This is a genomic window from Nocardioides sp. (assembly GCF_050699375.1).
Taxonomy (GTDB): Bacteria; Actinomycetota; Actinomycetes; order Propionibacteriales; family Nocardioidaceae; genus Nocardioides.
The window spans coordinates 36,530-56,219 of record NZ_JBOHDN010000073.1 but is presented as its reverse complement, the minus strand read 5'-3'; the positions used below and the strand labels follow the sequence as shown (position 1 = coordinate 56,219).

The following is a 19,690-nucleotide window of genomic DNA, read 5'->3' as shown; positions in this document are numbered from 1 at the left end:
TGTTGACGACGTGCCCGAAGCGCTGGGCGCGCATGGCCGGCAGCAGCCCCATCGTGAGCCGGACTGCGCCGAAGTAGTTGACGGCCATCATCCGCTCGAAGTCGTGCATACGGTCGTGGCTCAGCTCGAGCGACCGCCGGATGGACCGGCCGGCGTTGTTGACCAGATAGTCGACAGCTCCGTGCTCGGCCAGCAGCTGCGCCACCAGCGCATCGATCGACTCGCCGTCGGCCATGTCGACGAGGTAGGTTGAGGCCTTCCCTCCAGCGTCCTCGATAGCTGCGCGCACCCGCTCCAGCTCGTCGGCCCGACGCGCGGCAAGAAGCACGTGCGCACCCCGCCGAGCCGCGGCGTACGCCGTCGCCTCACCGATCCCCGAGCTGGCGCCGGTGACCAGCACCCTCCGGCTCGCCAACGGGCTGGAGCCGCCGGTCACCGCCCGGACGGTGCGCGCGAGCCGGGCGCGGGGTGTCTGCAGGATCGGGAGGGAGAACAGGCTGGCCACGTCCGCACCCTAGATGACCTCAGCCCTGCTTCCGGTCGAAGGTGACGTGGGTGACGCCGCTCGGGGTCGTGGTCGACTCGACGGTGTAGTCGTTCTCGACAGCCTCCAGCCCATCCCAGAGACGTACGCCACGACCGAGGATGATCGGAGTCACCGCGACGTGCAGGTGGTCGACGAGACCGGCCGCGAGATGGTCCCGGATCGAGGACGGGCCACCGCCGAGACGTACGTCCTGACCGTCGGCCGCCTCCTGAGCCTCCGCGAGCACCTCCTCGATCGGAGCGTCACGGAAGTGGAAGGTGGTGCCGCCCTTCATCTCGATCGACGCCCGCGGCTGATGGGTCAGGACGTAGGTGGGCGTGCGGAACGGCGGCTCCTCGCCCCACCAGCCGGTCCAGTCGGCGTCCGACTGCCATCCCGGAGGACCGAACTTGTTGGCTCCCATGATCTCGGCGCCGATGCCCTCCCAGGCGCGCCTGACGAAGACGTCGTCGGGTTCGGACGCCGGGTCGACCTCGGCTCGTTCCCGGGCGCCGCTCAAGGCTTGAAAGGTCGCAGTCGGAAAGGCCCACTTCATCAGCCGGACGCCGGCGTGACCGAACGGAGTCTCCAGACTCTGACCCTCGCCGGTGGCGAAACCGTCCAGCGAGATTCCGATGTTGTGAGCGCGTACGAGTGACATGTGAGATCTCCCTTGCAAACCAGTGATTGCACTTTGCAACCACTGGCATCGAGAGTAGACTTCCCGATTGCAGATTGCAACCACTATTTCCGAGGCGGGAGGAACCGGGTGAGCGAGCCCAGGTCGGGATGTCCGATCAACGCAGCCGTGGAGGTCTTCGGTGACCCCTGGTCGGTGATCGTGCTGCGCGACGTGATGTTCGGGAACCGGCGTCACTTCCGTGAGCTGCTCACCAGCTCCGAGGAGGGCATCGCGTCCAACATCCTCAGCAGTCGGCTGAAGAAGCTCGTCGAGGGCGGCCTGCTGACCAAGGAGCAGGCCAACCGCGGGCAGCGGGCGGCGTACGCCCTGACGGACGCCGGCATCCAGACGCTGCCGATCATGGTCGCCCTCGGCAACTGGGGGCTCGCCCACCGTGACGGCACCCGGCAGCTCCGGGTCCGCGCCGAGCTGCTGCGCGACGCAGGCCCCGAGATGGTCGAGTCGTTCATGGACGAGCTGCGCGAGCTCCACCTGGGCACGCCCCGGCCCGATCCCGACGCACCGCGCGCGAGCGAACAGCTCGCCGCGGCGTACGAAGCGGCCATGGCCGGATGAGCAGGACCGTCACCTCTCCTTGGCGGTGAGCTTCAGCTTCGAGATCTGGTTCTTCAGCTCGTCGAGGAAGAGCGACCGGATGCCCTCGGTGTCGAGCGCGCCGTTGACCCCGCGAAGCTTGCCCTCGGCCAGCTTGACGCACACGGTCGACCAGGCAGCGCCGATGGCGGCGGTGAAGCCGGCCGCGACGGTGGCGTTGATCGCGCCGCCGCCGACGGTGCCGAAGCCCGGTACGAACTTGAGCAGGTTGCCCGCGACCGAGCGTCCGGCCTGGGTGGCCGCCGCAGTGGCCGCGATGGATGCCATCGCCGCCTTGTCGACCTCGATCGCGTAGATCGCCGAGATCCTGGCCATCATCCCGAGCTGGATCGGCACCAGCACGACCGCGTCGGAGAACGGGATCGGTGTCGCTCCGGCGGCACCGGCCGCAGTCGCGGCGCCGGCGATCACGGTGTTCGCCTGCTCCTGCTTCCGCTTGAGATCCACCTTCTGGGCCGCCGTGAGGGCCTCCTCGACGCCTGCAGGCGCGCATCGAAAGGTGGCATCGACCAGCTCCTGCAGGCCGTGGACCTGCTGGTCGGCGAAGTCGTCGGCCTTCGCGTTGGACAGGTAGACCCGCGCTCCGTGCACGGGCAGCCCGCGCGTGTCGATCTGCTGGGCGAACTCTACCGCGTCCGGGTGGTAGGCGCCGGTCGGAGAGGTCGGCACCTGGGTCATCACCAGCACGACCGGGAGCCCGAGGTCGGCTAGCTTGCGGACGAACTCGGCCTCGGTGTCCTCGAAACGGCGGTCGGCGAAACGTACGGCGTACCAGGCCACGTGGATCTGCTCGGCCTGCGGCTTGCGGCGCCGCTCCTGGATCAGCTTGGCGAGGTCCTTGATCACCCGGTCGCCCTCGATGCCGATCTCGAGGCCCTGAGTGTCGAGCAGCCCGAAGAAGCCGCTGGTGTGCAGATAGAGGGTGGACTCCTTCGTCACCGGCTCGCCGATCCCGGTCCTGGCCACCTCGGCACCGAAGACGGCGTTGACCAATGTCGACTTACCGACTCCGGTCTTGCCGAAGACGGCCAGGTTGAACCGGCCGATCTCCCTTGCGGACTCGGCGTACCTCTTGTGGAACTCGTCCTTGAACCAGCCGTCGGATGCGAAGTTGTTCACGGCGATCAAGGATGCCATCCGAGACCGTCGTTGGCGGGGAGGTCTCGACAGGCTCGACCATCGGCTCCATTTCGCTCCCGCGCGGGTCGCGACGGGTTTACCCTGCCAGGCATGACTCTCCGGACCCGTCTCACCTGGGCCGTCGCGCTGGGCGCGACGGCAGTCCTGGTCGCTCCCATCTCCTCGGCCCAGGCCGTCGATCCCGCCGTCACCGATGTCACCGTCACCCACTGGGACGGCATGGGCGACTTCGTGAAGGGCACCTCGAGCAGCCTGACACCGGGCCGCCGGGCATCCCTGAAGATCGCCGGCGACGGCGCCGGCACCGTCTCCTACACCGACCCGTTCGGGGACGGCAGCGCACAGACGTACGAGTACGGCACCTGGACCTCGCCCGTGGTCGAGACCGGCTACCCGGTCGACGAGTCGATCACCTCCTGGAACGTGGACACCCCGACCGGCACCTGGGCCGAGATCCAGTTCCGCGGGCGCAAGGCCGACGGCGACTGGACGAAGTGGTTCGTGATGGGCCGTTGGACCGCGGGCGACGACTTCGCCGCCGGCGACATCCACCGCACCTCCCTCGACGGACAGTCCGACACCGACGCTGCGCTCTACACCGACACGTACGTCGCCAGGACCGGTCACGAGCCGGAGGCGTTCCAGACGAAAGTGACCCTGCTCCGCCCCGAGGGATCGTCGACCTCGCCCGCGCTGCGGTCCGTCTCGACGCTGACCAACGAGTATCTCCCCGACTCCGCCTACCCCGGCACCAGCGACTTCACCCTCGACCGCGAGATCGACCTCGGTCTGCCGCGGTTCAGTCAGAACATCCACCGCGGCGAATACCCGGAGTTCGGCGGTGGCGGCCAGGTCTGGTGCTCGCCGACCTCGACCTCGATGGTGCAGTACTACTGGGGCCGCGAGGTCCCCGCTTCCGAGCTCGAGGACATCGTCGCGCCCAACGGCGACCCGCAGGTCGACTACGCGGCGATCAACGCCTGGGACTACGCGTACGAGGGCGCCGGCAACTGGCCGTTCAACACGGCGTACGCGAACCGCTGGGGGCTGGAGTCGTTCGTGACCCGGATCCGCTCGCTGGCCGAGGCGGAGCGGTTCATCGAGGCCGGCATCCCGCTCGTCTTCTCGCTGAAGTTCACCGAGGAGGAGATGCCCGAGGCCGGCTACGGCACCGACGGCCACCTGCTCGTGCTGGGCGGCTTCACCGCCGCGGGCGACCCGATCATCTACGACCCCAACTACCCCTCCAACGACGAGGTCCGCAACGTCTACACCCGCGAGAACTTCGAGCGGGTCTGGCAGAACGCCACCGATGGCATCGCCTACGTCATCCGCCCGCACGACGTCGAGCTCCCAGAGAACGTCCCTGGTCAGACCCCCAACTGGTGACGGCGCTCGACCGAGGCCCGGTGCGCTGAACAAGCCGAGGACACCTTGTGAACGCCTTCACGAAGTGTCCTCGGCTTGTTAAAGTGGTGGCACCGAGGAGGTGCCATGAGCCAACCCGGTCGCGAGGACGACCGTTTCACCGAGGTGCGCGTGGAGCCGCTCTCCGATGTGGAGTCGAAGGCAGCGGCCGCCAACCGGATGCGCGAGCAGCACCTCTATGTCGAGGAGACGGTCCGGCAAGGAATCGAGCGCGGCGAGTTCGACAACCTTCCCGGTGCAGGAAGGCCGATCAAGGGTCTCGGCGCTCAGCACGACCCAGACTGGTGGGTCAAACAGCTCGTCGAGCGCGAGCAGGTCGTCATGCTCCCGCCCTCCGTCCAGCTCCGCAAGGACGACGCCGAGCTCGACGACCTCCTCGACAAGCAGGCGACAGAGGACGGCGCCCGCAAGATCGTCGAGGAGTTCAACGAGCGCGTCATCGCCGCCCGCTACGGCGCCCCTGAGGGCCCGCCGCTGATCACCATGCCCCGCGATGTCGACGCCACCCTCGCCGCCCGGCGCGAGCGTCGCTCCGCTCGCGCGGAGGCGGCCGGCGAGGACGTACGTCGCCGGCGCACCTCTCCCGAGGCAAAGCGCCGCTGGTGGCAGCGCCGCTGAAGTCTCGCGCGCTCGTGCGGCTCGGCAGTGACTCAGCTGGCGACTCAGCTGGCGACTCAGCCGACGACTCAGCCGGCGGCCCGGGCCGAGAAACGGGAGCGATAGCGCCCCGGAGAGACGCCGACCTCCGAGGTGAATCCGGCCCGGAAGGTCACCGGGGAGTAGTAGCCGGCCTCGTGGCTGACCCGGTCGATGGCCAGGTCGGTGGTCTCCAGAAGGGTCTTGGCGACCGCGATCCGCTCGGCGGCCACCCAGCGCATCGGAGTGGTCGCCAGGTCGCGCTCGAAGCGGCGGGCGAGGGTGCGGGGTGAGACCGCGGCGGTCGCCGCCAGCCGTTCGAGGGTGATGTCCTGGTGCAGGTTCGCGCGCAGCCAGGTGCGCAGCTCGTCGAGCCAACGAGCCTGCTCGGTGAGCGGGTCCGCGGCGACGTACTGGGCCTGGTCGCCGTCGCGGTGCGAGGCGATGACCAGGTTACGGGCGATGGTGTTGGCCGCGTGTTGGCCGTGGTCGGCGCGGATCAGGTGGAGGCACAGGTCCAGGCCGGCGGCCGAGCCCGCGCTCGTCAGCACGCCGTCGTCGACGTAGATCGCCCGCGGATCGAGGTCGACCCGGGGATACGTACGCCGGAACAGCTCCGTCCACCGCCAGTGGGTGGTGGCTCGGCGACCGTCGAGCAGCCCGGCCTCGGCCAGCGCGAACGCACCGGTGCACAGCGCGACCATCCGGGCGCCGCCCTCGGCAGCGCGGCGGAGCTCACGGACCAGGCCGGCGTCGATCGGCTCGTCCGCCGGGACCGCCGGCAGCAGCACCGTGTCGGCCTCCGAGAGCGCGGACATCGGCCTCTGTGGCGTCAGCCGGGGACCGCCATGGACACGTACGCCCCGCCGATCGCCACACAGCACCACGTCGTAGAGCGGGCTCGCGTCGCGGTCCCAGTCGTAGCCGAGCGCCTCGAGCGGCATCCCGATCTCGAAGAGCGTCATCCCGTCGACGATCGGGATCGCGATGGTCGGCTTGGCGCCGGGGAGCTTGGCGACGGTCATGGCAAGAATCTAGCACTCTTAGTCAATCCTGCCACTCCCCTGGGGCGCCGACGGCGGGCACGATCGAGTCATGACCAAGAACCGGAAGACCCCAAGCAACTTCGCCGCCACCATCCGTGCCACCCTCGCCGGCTTCGACGCCGGCGCGCGGGTCCGCCACGGCTCCAAGGTGCCGGCCGACCACCCTGCACGGAGGCGATGACCTGCGAGAGCGTGTCTCGGCGGCCGGGACCCTACTTGCAGGTAACTGGAGCCGGTTAGGCTCAGCCGCATGAGTCACAAGAGCCCTAAGGACTTCTTCGCACCGTTGGCGGTGGGCGCCCCCGCACCGCTGCGGGAGATCCCGGCGCGGCCCAGCCGCGCGATCCATTTCTTCGACCCGTCCAACCCGAAGATGGCCGCGAAGGTGCCGGCGATGGTCGGCACCGTCGACGTGCTCCTCGGCAACCTGGAGGACGCCGTCAAGGCCGACAACAAGATCGCCGCGCGCGAAGGCCTGATCGAGATCGCGAAGAACACAGACTTCGACAAGACCCAGCTCTGGACCCGGATCAACTCCCTCGACTCCCCGTGGGTCCTCGACGACCTGCTCAGCCTGGTCACCGAGATCGGCGACAAGCTCGACGTCGTGATGGTGCCGAAGGTGCAGGGTCCTGAGGACATCCACTACGTGGACCGGATCCTTGCCCAGCTCGAGGCCAAGGGCGGCGTACAGAAGCCGATCCTCATCCACGCCATCCTCGAGACCGCGCGCGGCGTGGCCAACGTCGAGGAGATCGCGATGGCCTCACCGCGCATGCAGGGCATCAGCCTCGGCCCGGCCGACCTCGCGGCCGACCGGAAGATGAAGACCACCCGCGTCGGCGGTGGCCACCCGGGCTACCTGGTCCGCCAGGACCCGGTCGACGGTGACATCCAGGGCGAGCGCACCGTCTTCCAGCAGGATCTGTGGCACTACACCATCGCGAAGATGGTCGACGCGTGCGCCGAGGCCGGGATCTACCCCTACTACGGCCCGTTCGGCGACATCACCGACGTGGTCGCGGCCGAGGACCAGTTCCGCAACGCTTTCCTGCTCGGCTGCGTCGGGACCTGGAGCCTGCACCCCAAGCAGATCGAGATCGCCAACCGCGTCTTCTCCCCCAGCGTCGAGGACATCAAGCACGCCCGCCGCGTGGTCGCGGCCATGGGCGACGGCACCGGCGCGGTCATGCTCGACGGCAAGATGGAGGACGACGCCAGCCTCAAGCAGTGCCTCGTGCTCGTCGACCTCGCCGAGGAGCTGGCCGCGATCGACCCGAAGCTCAAGGAGCTCTACGACACCATCGAGGTGGACTGATGACCGACGAGACCCTTCGCCCCCGCCGCTCCGTCCTCTACATGCCCAGCTCCAACGAGCGGGCCCTGGAGAAGGCGAAGACGATCCAGGCCGACGCGCTGATCCTCGACCTCGAGGACGCGGTCGCGCCCGACGCGAAGCCCCAGGCCCGCGAGAACGCGGCCGCCGCGGTGACCTCGGGTGAGTACGGCTCCAAGGAGCTGACCATCCGCATCAACGGCGCCGACACCGAGTGGCACTCCGACGATCTGGCCGCCGCCGCCAAGGCCGGACCCGACGCCATCGTGGTCCCGAAGGTCAACAGCGCCCAGCAGGTGCACGACCTCGTCGCGGCCTTCGAGAAGGCCGGCGTCCCGGAGCAGACCAAGCTGTGGGCGATGATCGAGAGCCCGTACGCCATCCTCCACGCCGAGGAGATCGCCTCCGCCTCCGAGCGGCTGACGGTGCTCGTCATGGGCACGAACGACCTGGTCAAGGAGCTGTACGTCGACCACGTCCCCGCCCGGGCCAACCTGGTCACGAGCCTGCAGCTGGCCGTGCTCGCCGCGCGCGCGAGCGGCAAGGTCATCCTCGACGGCGTCTACAACAATGTGAAGGACGCCGAGGGCTACGCGACCGAGGTCGAGCAGGGCCGCGTCTTCGGATTCGACGGCAAGACCCTGATCCATCCCGCCCAGGTCGAGGGCGCCAACGCCGGCTTCGCCCCGAGCGAGCAGGCGGTCGAGGACGCCAAGGGTCTCATCGAGACCTGGGAGGCGAGCGACGGCGGCGTGGTGACGCACAACGGCAAGATGGTGGAGAACCTCCACGTCGAGTCCGCACGACGCACCCTGAGCATCGCCGAGGCCATCGCCGCGCTCTGAGCCGGCGGAGCTCTGAGTGAACAGCGGTCGGTAACACTCAGGCATCACGAGATTGACCAAATCTGGGCATGACATACCCCCGCCAGTATCTAAGCCGTTACCAACGTCAAATCTTTTGGCCTGTTCAGTAACACCGCGCGGAGCAGAAGGTGACAAGACGGCGAGATTCTGGTGGGGTTACGTCGCGCGCGATTCACACCCACACTGACTATGCGTGCAGGAGACACAGTTCATGACTGAAGAGATCAACCGGCCGCTCCCGCCCATGCGTCGTGTCGAGGGCGTTGCTCCCGATCCGCTCGAGATCGCCGCGCGCGCCCTCGAGGGCATGAAGCCCTCGACCGAGTCGTGGTTCACCAGCCCGAACGTGCACGCTGCCCCGGGGCAGGCCCCGGCCCCGCGCTACACGCCGTACTCGCCCAAGCCGCAGTCCGGACAGATCCCGGGTGTGGACGGGCTGCCGCTGCGTACGCCGGGGGCCTCCGCGGCCCCGCAGGGCGGGCCGCGGCCTGACGCCAGCTTCTTCCAGCCGGCTCGGCCCGCGCACCAGCGCCCGATGCCGGCGCACGCGCAGCTGCCGCAGCAGGCGTACCAGCCCAACCCCTACGCGGCGCAGCACCCTTACCCGAACGTCTCGCAGCCCCGTATGTACGCCAACCCGGCGATGCCGTCGTACGCCGCCGCCCAGGCCCCGACGCGGCGCGCCTCGTTCATCGACCAGGGGCCCGAGGCCGAGGGCCGCGCCCGCAACAAGAAGGCGATCCTGATGCCGCTGGCGGCGATGGCGATCGCCTCGGCCGCCATCGGCGCCTTCGCCCAGGGCAACCTCGACTCGGGCACGGGCTTCGAGGGCCAGACCGAGCAGGTCAAGGCCCACGCGAGCCAGCTCGACGCCGGCCCGGCGATCGAGCATCTCGGCGGCCAGGAGGTCGTCGGGGCACCGGGCGTCATCGTGCCTGAGAAGCAGGCACCGGTCGCGCACGTCTCCCCTGCCGTCGAGCGCGCCACGGCCGGCGGAAAGCACTCCACCGGCGACTACGACGCCCCCTCCAGCGCCGGGGGCTACGGCGGTGCGCACTCCTCCAGCGGGTCGGTCGCTGCCCCGAGCGGTGGAGGCGGGACCTCCGCCGACCCGGCCCCCGCACCGGCGCCCGAGCCCCAGCCGGAGCCGGCGCCCGCCCCCGAACCGGCACCGGAGCCCGAGCCGCAGGAGCCCAAGCGGCCGACGCTCGGCGAGAACGTGGTGGCGCCGACGCTCGACGCGACCACCGGCGTCGTCGGCACGCTCACCGGAATCAATCTGGACCTGACCAGGTAATCATCGGCCTGACCCAAAGAGCCGCAACCTCCATGAGGTTGCGGCTCTTTGATATTTCTATCGACAGATAGGTGAAGTTCAGGACGAGTTATCTAGAAATAGGACCTCCGTCCCGATAACTTCTCTCGTTTTCTCTCGTTTGCCCGATGTGCCACCCCTTAACTCGGGAGTGCGCCAGGTTCCCCCGGATCTGGCAGGTGGCACGGCCCCGTTGCGGGGATCTTGGGGGATCCTCATTGCAGAAATCGGAGTCCAACCAACAATGCGAAGCATGCGTACGCTCGTGCTGTCCGCAGCCGCTGCCGCTCTTACCGGCGGCATCCTGGCTGTGCCAGCACCCTCACAGGCCGCTCTGACGACTACCTCCTTCGGGATGTTCGCCAACGGCTTCGGAACCCGTGTGACCGGCGGCAGCCTGCCGGCCAACTCGGGAGATCTCGGATACCAGACCGTCGGGTGCACCCGTAAGGCTGGTCACGACGTCAGCAACAACACCGCCGGCGCGAAGGTGCCCGGCCTCGGCAAGATCGGCGCTACCGAGACTCGGCAGCGCACCGTGAAGTCCGGCAAGACGGTCAAGGTCATCTCGGACCACAAGATCGCCAATGTCGTGCTCAACAACAGCCCGCTGGGCAAGGTGACCGTCGAGGGACTCAGCTCGCGGTCGCAGGCATGGTGGGACGGCGCCAACTTCAAGGCTGACGCCAAGGCGAACATCGCTCACGTGATCTTCGACCCGGCCGGCCCCGGTCCCAAGCACGAGCTCAAGATCCCGGGCCGCGACAAGCCGCTCATCATTCCGGGCATCGCGACCATCGGTCTGGGGAACACCACGGAGCGCACCAAGGCTGACGGCGCGATGTCCTACGCCAACGGCATCTACATCAAGCTCCACGGCAGCGACTCCGAGGTCATCGTCGGTCGCTCGCGCGCCGACATCAACAGCAAGGTCTACTCCGGCATCTTCGGTGGCTTCGGTGCCGCCGTCGACGCCAGCGTGCTCGGCGGCAACGTCGAGGTCGGCAAGAACCCGCTGACCAACGTCGTCTGCACCGGCACCAAGGGCAAGGAGCTGACCAAGTCCCTCGCCGGCGTGCCGCTGGGTGACGCCGGCAACATCGTCGACGTCAAGGGCCTCTCGAGCGGTCAGCGCTCGAGCCAGACCAAGTCGACCGCCTCCGGTTACAGCTTCGGCCAGGTTGCCAAGGTCAACATCGGTGATGGCGCGATCCGTATCGAGGCTCTCCGGGCTCAGGCCAACGCGAAGTACACCAAGGGCTCGGGTACGTCCACGAGCACCTCGGGTACGAAGTTCGGCGAGATCTACATCGGTGACCGGAAGGCTTCGCTGGAGCAGCTCCGTACCGCGCTCTCCCGCGTTGACATCCCCGGCCTCGTCAAGATCGAGACCAATGTGGTCACCAACCGCAGCAAGAAGCTGATCGAGGTCGTCGCCCTGCGGCTGACGCTCCTCGACGCGACCGAGGGCACCAAGTCCCACGTGAACATCGGTCACGCTCGCTTCGCGGTGAACCCGGACGCGTAAAGCCTTGATCCACTAAGGCTGTCCTAAGAAACGGCCCGCGGCCTGACCAGGTCGCGGGCCGTTTCTTCGTTATGAAGTTACTCACGGGTAGTATCAACCCACCCTTACGCGACCGAACCGATCACAAGCACTAGGCTCGGTTGCATTCCGGCAGTCCTGCCCGCTGATGAGGAGCGCCTAGGCATGTTGCAGATCATCGCCATCGTCGTGTGTCTCGCGACCACGGTGGCCGCCGTCTATCTGACGACCAAGGCGGTCAGGTCGATGCTCGCGGTCATCAAGATCGGTACGCCGATCAGCCGCGTCGACCAACCACTGGCCCGCACACTGACGATGCTGAAAGAGACCGTCCTCCACACGCGCATGCTGCAGTGGACCTGGGTCGGGATCCTGCACTGGTTCGCCTTCGCGGCGTTCATCGTGCTCTCGACCGCGGTCGGCTCGGCGTACTTCCAGCTCTTCTCCGCTGACTGGACGATCCCGCTCATCGGGAAGTTCTTCCTCTACGAGTGGGTCGCCGAGGGCCTCGGCCTGCTCGGTGCTCTGGGCATCATCCCGCTGATCATCTACCGGCTCATGCACCAGCCGAAGAAGCTGGGGCGTGAGACGCGGTTCTACGGCTCGGTGATGTGGCAGGCGTTCTTCGTCGAGGCGATGGTCCTGCTGGAGTCGATCGCGATCCTGTTCATCCGCGGCGCGGAGTACAACCTGGCTCTGGCCCACGGCGGCGAGCACGCGGAGCACGCGACCGGCTTCCACTTCCCGCTCGCGCAGTTCTTCGGCGGGCTCTACCCGACGGGCGAGGGCTCCATCGGCGCGCTCGAGAACATTATCTACATCATCGCGGCCTTCAAGATCCTCTCCGCGCTGATCTGGCTCATGGTGATCTCGGCCAACCTGACGATGGGTGTCGCCTGGCACCGCTTCACCGCCTGGTTCAACATCTGGTTCAAGCGTGAGCCGGGGTCGCGTACGTCCGACGTGGACGGCGCCCGCCCGCTCGGCACCGCCCTGGGCGCGATCAAGCCGATGCTCATCGACGGCAAACCGGTCACCCTCGAGGACGTCGAGGAGGACCGCATCCCCGAGGACGCGATCCTCGGCGTCGGCACGATCCAGGACTTCTCCTGGAAGGGCATCCTCGACTTCACCACCTGCACCGAGTGCGGTCGCTGCCAGTCGCAGTGCCCTGCCTGGCACACCGATAAGCCGCTCTCGCCGAAGCTGATGATGATGGCCATGCGCGAGCAGGCGTACGCCGCTGCCGCCGCTGATCCTGAGAGTCGCGGGGACCTGCTCGAGAAGCCCCTGGTCGGCAAGGCCGAGGGCGCCCCTGACGGTGCCGAGGGCAACGCCGAGGTCCTCGACTGGTTCTACAACCCCGAGGACGGCGGCTTCGTCATCGACGAGGACGTGCTCTGGTCCTGCACCTCCTGTGGCGCCTGCGTCCAGCAGTGCCCTGTCGACATCGAGCACGTCGACCACATCATGGACATGCGCCGCTACCAGGTGCTCGTCGAGTCGAACTTCCCCTCCGAGCTCAACGGTCTCTTCAAGGGCCTCGAGGGCAAGGGCAACCCCTGGAACATGAACGCCAACGCGCGCATGGACTGGGCCAAGGACCTGCCCTTCGACGTCAAGGAGGTCGGCAAGGACATCGAGTCCCTCGAGGAGGTCGACTGGCTGTTCTGGGTCGGCTGCGCCGGGGCGTACGAGGACCGCGCCAAGAAGACCACCCGCGCGGTGGCGGAGCTGCTCGACATGGCCGGGGTCTCCTTCGGCGTGCTGGGCAACGGCGAGACCTGCACCGGCGACTCCGCCCGCCGGGCCGGCAACGAGTTCGTCTTCCAGGGTCTGGCTCAGCAGAACGTCGAGACGTTCAAGGAGTTCAAGGTCAAGAAGGCCGTCACCACCTGTGCTCACTGCTTCAACACGTTGAAGAACGAGTACAAGGAGTTCGGCATCGAGCTCGAGGTCGTCCACCACACCCAGCTGCTCAACCGTCTCGTACGCGAGGGCAAGCTGACTCCGGTCGCGGAGGGCGCGGGCGCCCAGAAGCGCTCCATCACCTACCACGACCCGTGCTACATCGGTCGTCACAACGGCGTCTACGAGCCGCCACGTGAGCTGCTCCAGATCATGCCCGGCGCCGAGTACAAGGAGATGCCGCGCAACTCCGAGCGCTCCTTCTGCTGTGGTGCCGGTGGTGCCCGGATGTGGATGGAGGAGAAGATCGGATCGCGGATCAACGAGAACCGCACCGATGAGGCCGTCGCCACCGGCGCCGACCAGATCGCGGTCGGCTGCCCGTTCTGCCGCGTCATGCTCTCCGACGGCCTGACCAAGTCCCAGGCCAACGGCGTCGCGCGCGAAGAGGTCGAGGTGCTCGACGTCGCGCAGATGCTGCTCGCATCCGTGAAGGGCGAGCAGGCCACCAAGCTGGCTCCGGGCCAGGGCGCGAAGGTCGGAGCCACCGCCAAGGCCGCTCCGGCCGCCGAGGAGGCTTCCTCCGCCGGGGGTGGTGCTGCCGTCGCTGGTGGCGCTGCCGGTGGCGCTGTCGCTGCCGGTGGAGCGGCCGCCGCGGGCTCGTCGCTCTTCGACTCGCCCGCCGAGTCGGATGTGCCGGCGGCCCCTGCCGACACGTCCTCGCTCTTCGACTCCCCTGCCCCGGCCGAGCCGGCCGCCGGCGGTACGTCGGGTGGCGGGTCGCTCTTCGACACCCCCGCTCCGGCCGCCGAGCCGGAGGAGCCTGCCTCGGGTGGGTCGCTGTTCGACACACCTGCGGACGCGCCTGCTGACGAGAAGCCCGCGGCTTCGGGAGGCTCGCTGTTCGACGTACCTGCCGACGAACCGGCTGCCCCCGAGGCGAAGGCCCAGCCGACCGACGACCTCGGCACCGGTGGGTCACTCTTCGACGTACCCGCACAGGAGGCCGCACCCGCGGCACCCGAGGCGAAGTCGACCCCGGCTCCAGAGGCGCCCGCCGCTGAGGCACCGACCGATGAGCCTGCTGTCGACCTGGGAGCCGGCGGCTCGCTGTTCGACCTCCCGGCCGCGCCGGCGGAAGAGGCACCGGCCCCCGAGGCGAAGGCAGCTCCCGCCGCCGAGCCCGAGGCGCCCGCCCCGGCCCCGGCCCCGGCCCCGGCCCAGGAGGAGCCAAGCGTCGACCTCAACGCAGGTGGCTCACTCTTCGACCTCCCGGCCAACGAGCCCGAGCCCACCCCGGCCAAGGCCCCCGAGGCCACGGCTCCGGTCGAGGAGGCTCCGGTCCAGGAGGCCACTCCGGAGGCCACTCCGGTCGAGGCTGCTCCGGTCGAGGCTGCTCCGGCCGAGACCAGCGCGCCTGCTCCCGTCGCTCCGGCGGCACCCGCCGCGGGTTCGGGAGTGACCTCGGAGCCGAAGAGCGACGTCGACTTCGACAACCTCGGCTCGCTCTTCGACATCGAAGCCCCCGACGGCGTGGTCAGCGCAGCAGCAGCCCCCGCCGAGGCCGCCCCTGCGGATGCCCCGGTCGAGGCCCCCTCCGAGGCCGCTCCGGCCCCGGAGGCAGCAGTCGAAGAGGCTCCCGCCGAGGCCACGGTCGACGCACCCGCCGAGGCGGACGCTCCGGCCGAGACCACCCCCGAGGCCCCCGCCGAGCCGGAAGCCTCCGCCCCCGCGGAAGAGGCAGAGCCGACAACCGAGTCGAAGCCCGCACCGGCCGCGAGCGGCGACGCTCACACGCCGCGTACGGACGTCGACATCCACGAGTCAGGGTCGCTCTTCGACCTCTGACCCACCGCAGTCCGCTGCACCAGACGATGGCACCTTGCGAGCAATCACAGGGTGCCATCGTCACGTACAGCGCCAGAGTCACCGCCCGCCGAGAAGTCAGTTCTGCAGGCCGAAGAGTCACTTCTGCAGGCCGAATGGGCACCTCCCTGCCCACTCGGCCTGCACAACTGACTTCTCGGCCTGCAGAAGTGACGTCTCGGCGAGTGGTGACATCACGTGACGTCAGAAAGTCCTTGTGATGACGTCGTGATGATGTCATAGTGGTGGCATGGACATCACGCCGTACATCGACAGCCTGCGACGGGACCTGCTCGCCGCGGCCGACGCATCGGGGCAAGAGACCCGTGAGACCGCCGAGCGGCTGAGCTTCGCGCTCGACCCCGCCGCCCGGCTGGCGATCATGGAGGCCGTCAGCCAGGCCGCCTCGGAGATCACCGCCGAGCTGCCGGCCGGGAACGTCGACGTACGTCTGCAGGGCCGTGACCTCGAGTTCGGGGTCAGCCTTCCGGCCTTCGAGCCGCCTACGCCGCCTCCCGCCCCCGCGCCGCCGACACCCCCGGCTCCCCCTGGCACGCCGGAGCCGGAGACCGACGACAACCTCGCGCGGGTGACGCTGCGCATCCCGGAGTCGCTCAAGGCGAGAGCCGAGGAGGCGGCGGCCGACGCCGGCCAGTCGCTCAACACCTGGCTCGTCAGCGCGGTGCGCGCGGCTACGCGTGAGAGCTCCGTCAACGTGGACGTCGACCTCTCCGCGATCCCGCACATCGTCAGCGAGGCGATGGGCGGCTTCGACCCGTTCCGCGGAAACAACCGCGGCCGATCCGACCGCCGGATGTCCGGCTGGCTCTGACCTACCACTGAGCCAGCCCGACCCAGCCCGACCAAACCGGAGACGCAACAACGGACGGCCGACCGGCTCGTCCGGTAGATCAGCACACCCTCAGCAGCACTCACATCGAAACAGGAGCAGCACCATGAGCACGTACACCTTCATGTCCACCGCCCCGGCGAAGCTGTTCGTCGAGTTCAGCAAGGGCAATCTCGAGGTCCAGGCGACCGAGACCGACGAGACGACCGTCGAGATCGACGGCGATGACGCCGAGGATCTCGTGGTCGAGCAGAGCGGCGACACGATCAACATCACCGAGCCGCACAAAGGACCGTTCGGCCGCTCACGGAGCTACGAGATCACCGTGACGCTCCCGTCCCGCAGCCAGCTGCGAGCCCGCACCGGAAGCGCCGACATCGCCGTCCAGGGCGTCCTGAGGGCCGCCTGGCTCCAGACCGGTTCGGGCGACGTACGGATCGGCCGGGTCACCGAGGAGTTCCAGGTCGAGTCCGGGTCAGGAGACGTCGAGGCCGACACCCTCGATGGGCGTACCTCGATCAAGTCCGGATCCGGTGACATCCGGATCGGTACGGTCCACGATCTCCAGACCAAGACCGGATCGGGCGGCGTGGAGATCGACGAGGTCGAGGGCGACGTGAGCCACTCGACCGGAGCGGGCGACTTCGCGATCCACTCGGTCAGCGCCGGCCGGATCTCGGTGAAGGGCGCGTCTGCCGACGTACGCATCGGAATCCCGAACGGGACCCCGGTGTGGACCGACGTCAACACGGTGACCGGCCGGTGCACCAGCACTGTCGAGAGCGCTGGCGCACCGGCCGAGGGCGAGCCCTACGTCGAGCTCCGCACCACCACGGTCAGCGGTGACGTCACCCTCGTCGGACTCTGAGCCCAGATGGGCTACTTCTTCTCTTCACCGGGGTGGGGTGCCTCGGGCACGACCGGCCGAAGCAGACCCCAGGCGAGGAAGATGGCGCCGACGACGAGCAGGACGATGCCCGCCCACAGGTTGGCGTTGGGCCCGCCCGTCTTGTCGACCTCCGGGTCACCGAACAGGCCCATCAGGCCCAGGATGACGCCGTAGACCGCGAGCAGGGCCCCGATCACGTTGCGGATGTCGAAGAGCGACAGCATCGTTCCGAGGAACCCGCCACTTTTGGTTTCTGTGGACATCTCAGCCTCCTTAGAAGATCACGTTCAAGATGATGACCATGACCAGCGCGACGCCGGCCAGCGGCACCGGTCGCGAGTACCACGGACGACCGGCATCCTCGGCGTCCACCAGGTCCTCCTTGGGGGTCTCGGAGTAGACGAGACCCTTCAAGGATCCCTCCGGCTTCGGCTTGGTCACCAGCGAGACGAGCACGCTGACGACGATGTCGACGACGAAGGCAGCACCGGCGGCCACGAACGACGCGCCCTGGCCCGACAGCGGCAGGACACCGACGGAGAGACCTCCGAGCGTGCCGTCGGAGAGAATGCCGACGAGCACCGCGGCCAGGGTGCCGGAGACCAGACCGGTCCAACCGGCGGTCGCGGTCATCCGCTTCCAGAACATACCCAGGATGAACGTCGCGAACAGCGGCGCGTTGAAGAACCCGAACAGGGTCTGCAGGTAGTCCATGATGTTGGAGAAGTTCGACGCCAGGGCGGCGGTGAAGATCGCGATCGCAGTCGCGGCGATGGTCGCCCAGCGGCCCAGCTTGACGTAGAAGTCGTCGGGCCGGTCCTTGATGATGTATTCCTGGATGAGGTCGAAGGACACGACCGTGTTGAAGGCGGATACGTTCGCCGCCATGCCGGCCATGAACGCCGCCAGCAGACCGGTGATCGCCAGGCCGAGCAGACCGTTGGGCAGCACCTCCGCCATCAGGTAGAGCAGCGAGTCGTTGTACGTCACGCCCTCACCGGAGGCCCCGCCCGCAACCGACTCCCCCGCTTTCGTACGCGCGATCTCGGTCACCAGGACCGCCGCGATCATGCCGGGGAAGATGGTGATGAACGGGATGAACATCTTCGGGAACGCGCCGATGATCGGCGTCTTGCGAGCGGCGCTGATCGAGTCGGCGGCCATCGCACGCTGGACCTCGACGAAGTTGGTCGTCCAGTAGCCGAAGGAGAGCACGAAGCCGAGACCGAACACGATGCCGATCACCGAGAGGATGTCGGAGTTGAAGCCGGTCAGCGCCGCACCGGGCCAGGAGTTGAGCTGGTCCGCGGCCGGCGCGATGGTGTCGGGATTGTCGTTCGCGGCCTCGGTGATCTTCGCGGTCAGACCGTCCCAGCCGCCCACGCGATGCAACCCGAGAAGGGTCAGCGGCAGCAGCGCGGCCACGATCACGAAGAACTGGAGCACCTCGTTGTAGATCGCTGCCTTCAGACCACCGAGGGTGATGTAGGAGAGCACGATCACCGCGGCGACGATCAGCGCGACCCACAGCGGCCAGCCGAGCAGCGCGTGCACGATGGCGCCGAGCAGGTAGAGGTTGATGCCGGCGATCAGCAGCTGAGCCACGGCGAACGAGATCGCGTTGACCAGGTGGGCACCGGTGCCGAAGCGACGCTTCATGAACTCGGGGACCGAGCGCACCTTCGAGCCGTAGTAGAAGGGCATCATCACGACGCCCAGGAAGAGCATCGCCGGAACGGCGCCGATCCAGAAGTAGTGGACGGTCGGAAGTCCGAGCTGTGCCCCTGTTGCCGACATCCCCATGATCTCGACCGCGCCGAGGTTCGCTGAGATGAAGGCGAGGCCGGTGACCCACGCGGGCAGGGACCGGCCGGAGAGGAAGAAGTCCACCGAGTTCGACATGCCCCGACTGGCCAGGAAGCCGATACCGAGAACGAATGCGAAGTAGATGGCGATCAGGAGATAGTCGACCGCGTTGGCCTGGATCAGGGTGTCCGCGGCCAGGATGCTTGTTTGCATTCCACGACCCTTCTATTTGATTGGGCGCACCAAACTTAACCACGCATATGCCGCGGATTCGCGCTGGGTCACCCCTTCATCGACACGCCCTCGCGCCAGTAGCCCATGAAGGCGACCTGCTTGCGCGGCATCTCGAGCTCGTTGACCAGGTGGCGGCGCAGCGCGGTGACCATCCGGGACTCACCGGCGATCCAGGCATAGCGCCCGTCCTCGTCGTCGCCGCCACCCGCGGCACCGTTCGCGGAGCCGTCCTCGGCGGCGAAGGTCTCGCCGGAGGAGGAGTAGACCGGCGTCTCCCACAGGTCCGGATCCACGACCTCGACCGAGGTCACGTCATCGGGCTTCACCTCGAAGCCGAGCAGTCCACCGACGGCCGCCACGGCCGGCCCGCCCACGGGCGCACCCTCTCGCGGCAGCCAGGTGACGTCCATCCCGGCAGGCGCAGACACCTCCTGTACGTCCCCAGCGACCGGGACCTCCAGGAAGGCCGATCCGGTGGCGTCCGCCGGCAAGGACTCCAGGATCGAGACGACCGCCGGGACGGCCGTCTCGTCGCCGACCAGCAGCAGCCGGCTCGCGTCACCGGGGATCCACTCGGTCCCGCCGTACTCCTCGCCGATCTTCGGCCCGGCCACCAGGATCTCGTCACCCGGCTTGGCCACGCCGGCCCAGTCGGAGCCGGGGCCGTGCGCTCCGGGGTGCAGCACGAAGTCGACGTACAGGCGCTTCTCGATGCGATGTCCTGAGCTTGTCGAAGGGGCCGACTCCTCGATCGAGCGGATCGTGTAGGTGCGCATCCGGGGGCGCTCCTCCTCGGGGAGGGCGAGCCAGTCGGTGTACCAGTCGTGAGAGAGCTCGGGGAGGACGCCCGGGGAGGCCGGGAACATGAGCTTGATGCGCTGGTCGAGGGTCGGGCCGTCGGTGCCGAAGTCGGCCAGGTCGTCGCCGACCAGCTCGATGCGGGCGAAGGACGGTGAGAGGCGCTCGACGGAGCGCACGGAGACGCGGGCGAGGACGGGCAT

The 19,690-nt window shown here is 68.3% G+C and carries 18 protein-coding genes; 11 read left to right on the top strand and 7 right to left on the bottom strand.

Features of this window, described 5'->3' with window-relative positions:
- The coding region (locus ACRDPS_RS05110; protein WP_431500547.1) for an SDR family NAD(P)-dependent oxidoreductase at window positions 1–505 on the bottom strand (505 nt) is incomplete at its 3' end.
- Between the two features lie 19 nt (window positions 506–524).
- Window positions 525–1,187, bottom strand: coding sequence for a dihydrofolate reductase family protein (locus ACRDPS_RS05105; protein ID WP_431500546.1), 663 nt, complete (start codon window positions 1,185–1,187; stop codon window positions 525–527).
- 108 nt (window positions 1,188–1,295) lie between these two features.
- Here ACRDPS_RS05105 and ACRDPS_RS05100 point away from each other — a divergent pair, with 108 nt between their 5' ends.
- Window positions 1,296–1,784 carry a winged helix-turn-helix transcriptional regulator gene (locus tag ACRDPS_RS05100; RefSeq protein ID WP_431500545.1) on the top strand — a complete coding sequence of 163 codons (489 nt, stop codon included), beginning with the start codon at window positions 1,296–1,298 and terminating at the stop codon, window positions 1,782–1,784.
- 9 nt (window positions 1,785–1,793) lie between these two features.
- Here ACRDPS_RS05100 and ACRDPS_RS05095 read toward each other — a convergent pair whose 3' ends face one another.
- Window positions 1,794–2,942, bottom strand: coding sequence for a GTPase family protein (locus tag ACRDPS_RS05095; RefSeq protein WP_431500544.1), 1,149 nt, complete (start codon window positions 2,940–2,942; stop codon window positions 1,794–1,796).
- Window positions 2,943–3,053: 111 nt separating this feature from the next.
- On the opposite strand from ACRDPS_RS05095, the gene ACRDPS_RS05090 reads away from it, so the two are divergent.
- Window positions 3,054–4,352, top strand: a complete 1,299-nt coding sequence (locus tag ACRDPS_RS05090) for a C39 family peptidase (protein ID WP_431500543.1) — start codon at window positions 3,054–3,056, stop codon at window positions 4,350–4,352.
- A gap of 105 nt (window positions 4,353–4,457) precedes the next feature.
- Window positions 4,458–5,009, top strand: coding sequence for a DUF1992 domain-containing protein (locus ACRDPS_RS05085; protein ID WP_431500542.1), 552 nt, complete (start codon window positions 4,458–4,460; stop codon window positions 5,007–5,009).
- A gap of 68 nt (window positions 5,010–5,077) precedes the next feature.
- Here ACRDPS_RS05085 and ACRDPS_RS05080 read toward each other — a convergent pair whose 3' ends face one another.
- Window positions 5,078–6,052, bottom strand: a complete 975-nt coding sequence (locus tag ACRDPS_RS05080) for a GlxA family transcriptional regulator (RefSeq protein WP_431500541.1) — start codon at window positions 6,050–6,052, stop codon at window positions 5,078–5,080.
- Window positions 6,053–6,122: 70 nt separating this feature from the next.
- Between ACRDPS_RS05080 and ACRDPS_RS05075 the strand changes: the two genes are divergently transcribed.
- The 8 genes from ACRDPS_RS05075 to ACRDPS_RS05040 all read left to right on the top strand — a co-directional run bounded on the left by ACRDPS_RS05075 (window position 6,123) and on the right by ACRDPS_RS05040 (window position 16,628).
- Window positions 6,123–6,254, top strand: a complete 132-nt coding sequence (locus tag ACRDPS_RS05075; protein WP_431500540.1) for a hypothetical protein — start codon at window positions 6,123–6,125, stop codon at window positions 6,252–6,254.
- Between the two features lie 69 nt (window positions 6,255–6,323).
- Window positions 6,324–7,391: an HpcH/HpaI aldolase/citrate lyase family protein gene (locus tag ACRDPS_RS05070; protein WP_431500539.1), complete on the top strand. Its 1,068-nt coding sequence runs from the start codon at window positions 6,324–6,326 to the stop codon at window positions 7,389–7,391.
- Entirely contained in the window at window positions 7,391–8,254 is an 864-nt protein-coding gene (locus ACRDPS_RS05065; protein WP_431500538.1) for an HpcH/HpaI aldolase/citrate lyase family protein, read from the top strand. The genes ACRDPS_RS05070 and ACRDPS_RS05065 overlap by 1 nt, the downstream gene beginning before the upstream one ends.
- A gap of 232 nt (window positions 8,255–8,486) precedes the next feature.
- Entirely contained in the window at window positions 8,487–9,572 is a 1,086-nt protein-coding gene (locus ACRDPS_RS05060; protein WP_431500537.1) for a hypothetical protein, read from the top strand.
- Between the two features lie 271 nt (window positions 9,573–9,843).
- Entirely contained in the window at window positions 9,844–11,118 is a 1,275-nt protein-coding gene (locus ACRDPS_RS05055) for a choice-of-anchor P family protein (protein ID WP_431500536.1), read from the top strand.
- A 183-nt stretch (window positions 11,119–11,301) separates the two neighbouring features.
- On the top strand, window positions 11,302–14,892 hold the full coding sequence (locus tag ACRDPS_RS05050; protein WP_431500535.1) for a heterodisulfide reductase-related iron-sulfur binding cluster: 3,591 nt from the start codon (window positions 11,302–11,304) through the stop codon (window positions 14,890–14,892).
- A 268-nt stretch (window positions 14,893–15,160) separates the two neighbouring features.
- A complete protein-coding gene (locus ACRDPS_RS05045) occupies window positions 15,161–15,742 on the top strand; it encodes a toxin-antitoxin system HicB family antitoxin (protein ID WP_431500534.1) in 582 nt (193 codons plus the stop codon).
- 124 nt (window positions 15,743–15,866) lie between these two features.
- Window positions 15,867–16,628, top strand: coding sequence for a DUF4097 family beta strand repeat-containing protein (locus tag ACRDPS_RS05040; protein ID WP_431500533.1), 762 nt, complete (start codon window positions 15,867–15,869; stop codon window positions 16,626–16,628).
- 11 nt (window positions 16,629–16,639) lie between these two features.
- Here the strand turns inward: ACRDPS_RS05040 and ACRDPS_RS05035 are convergent, their stop codons facing one another.
- The 3 genes from ACRDPS_RS05035 to ACRDPS_RS05025 all read right to left on the bottom strand — a co-directional run bounded on the left by ACRDPS_RS05035 (window position 16,640) and on the right by ACRDPS_RS05025 (window position 19,690).
- The gene (locus tag ACRDPS_RS05035) at window positions 16,640–16,912 is read right to left on the bottom strand and encodes a hypothetical protein (protein ID WP_431500532.1); all 273 of its coding nucleotides are present in this window, start codon (window positions 16,910–16,912) and stop codon (window positions 16,640–16,642) included.
- A gap of 10 nt (window positions 16,913–16,922) precedes the next feature.
- Window positions 16,923–18,653 carry a sodium:solute symporter family protein gene (locus tag ACRDPS_RS05030; RefSeq protein WP_431500548.1) on the bottom strand — a complete coding sequence of 577 codons (1,731 nt, stop codon included), beginning with the start codon at window positions 18,651–18,653 and terminating at the stop codon, window positions 16,923–16,925.
- Between the two features lie 83 nt (window positions 18,654–18,736).
- The gene (locus ACRDPS_RS05025) at window positions 18,737–19,690 is read right to left on the bottom strand and encodes a siderophore-interacting protein (protein ID WP_431500531.1); all 954 of its coding nucleotides are present in this window, start codon (window positions 19,688–19,690) and stop codon (window positions 18,737–18,739) included.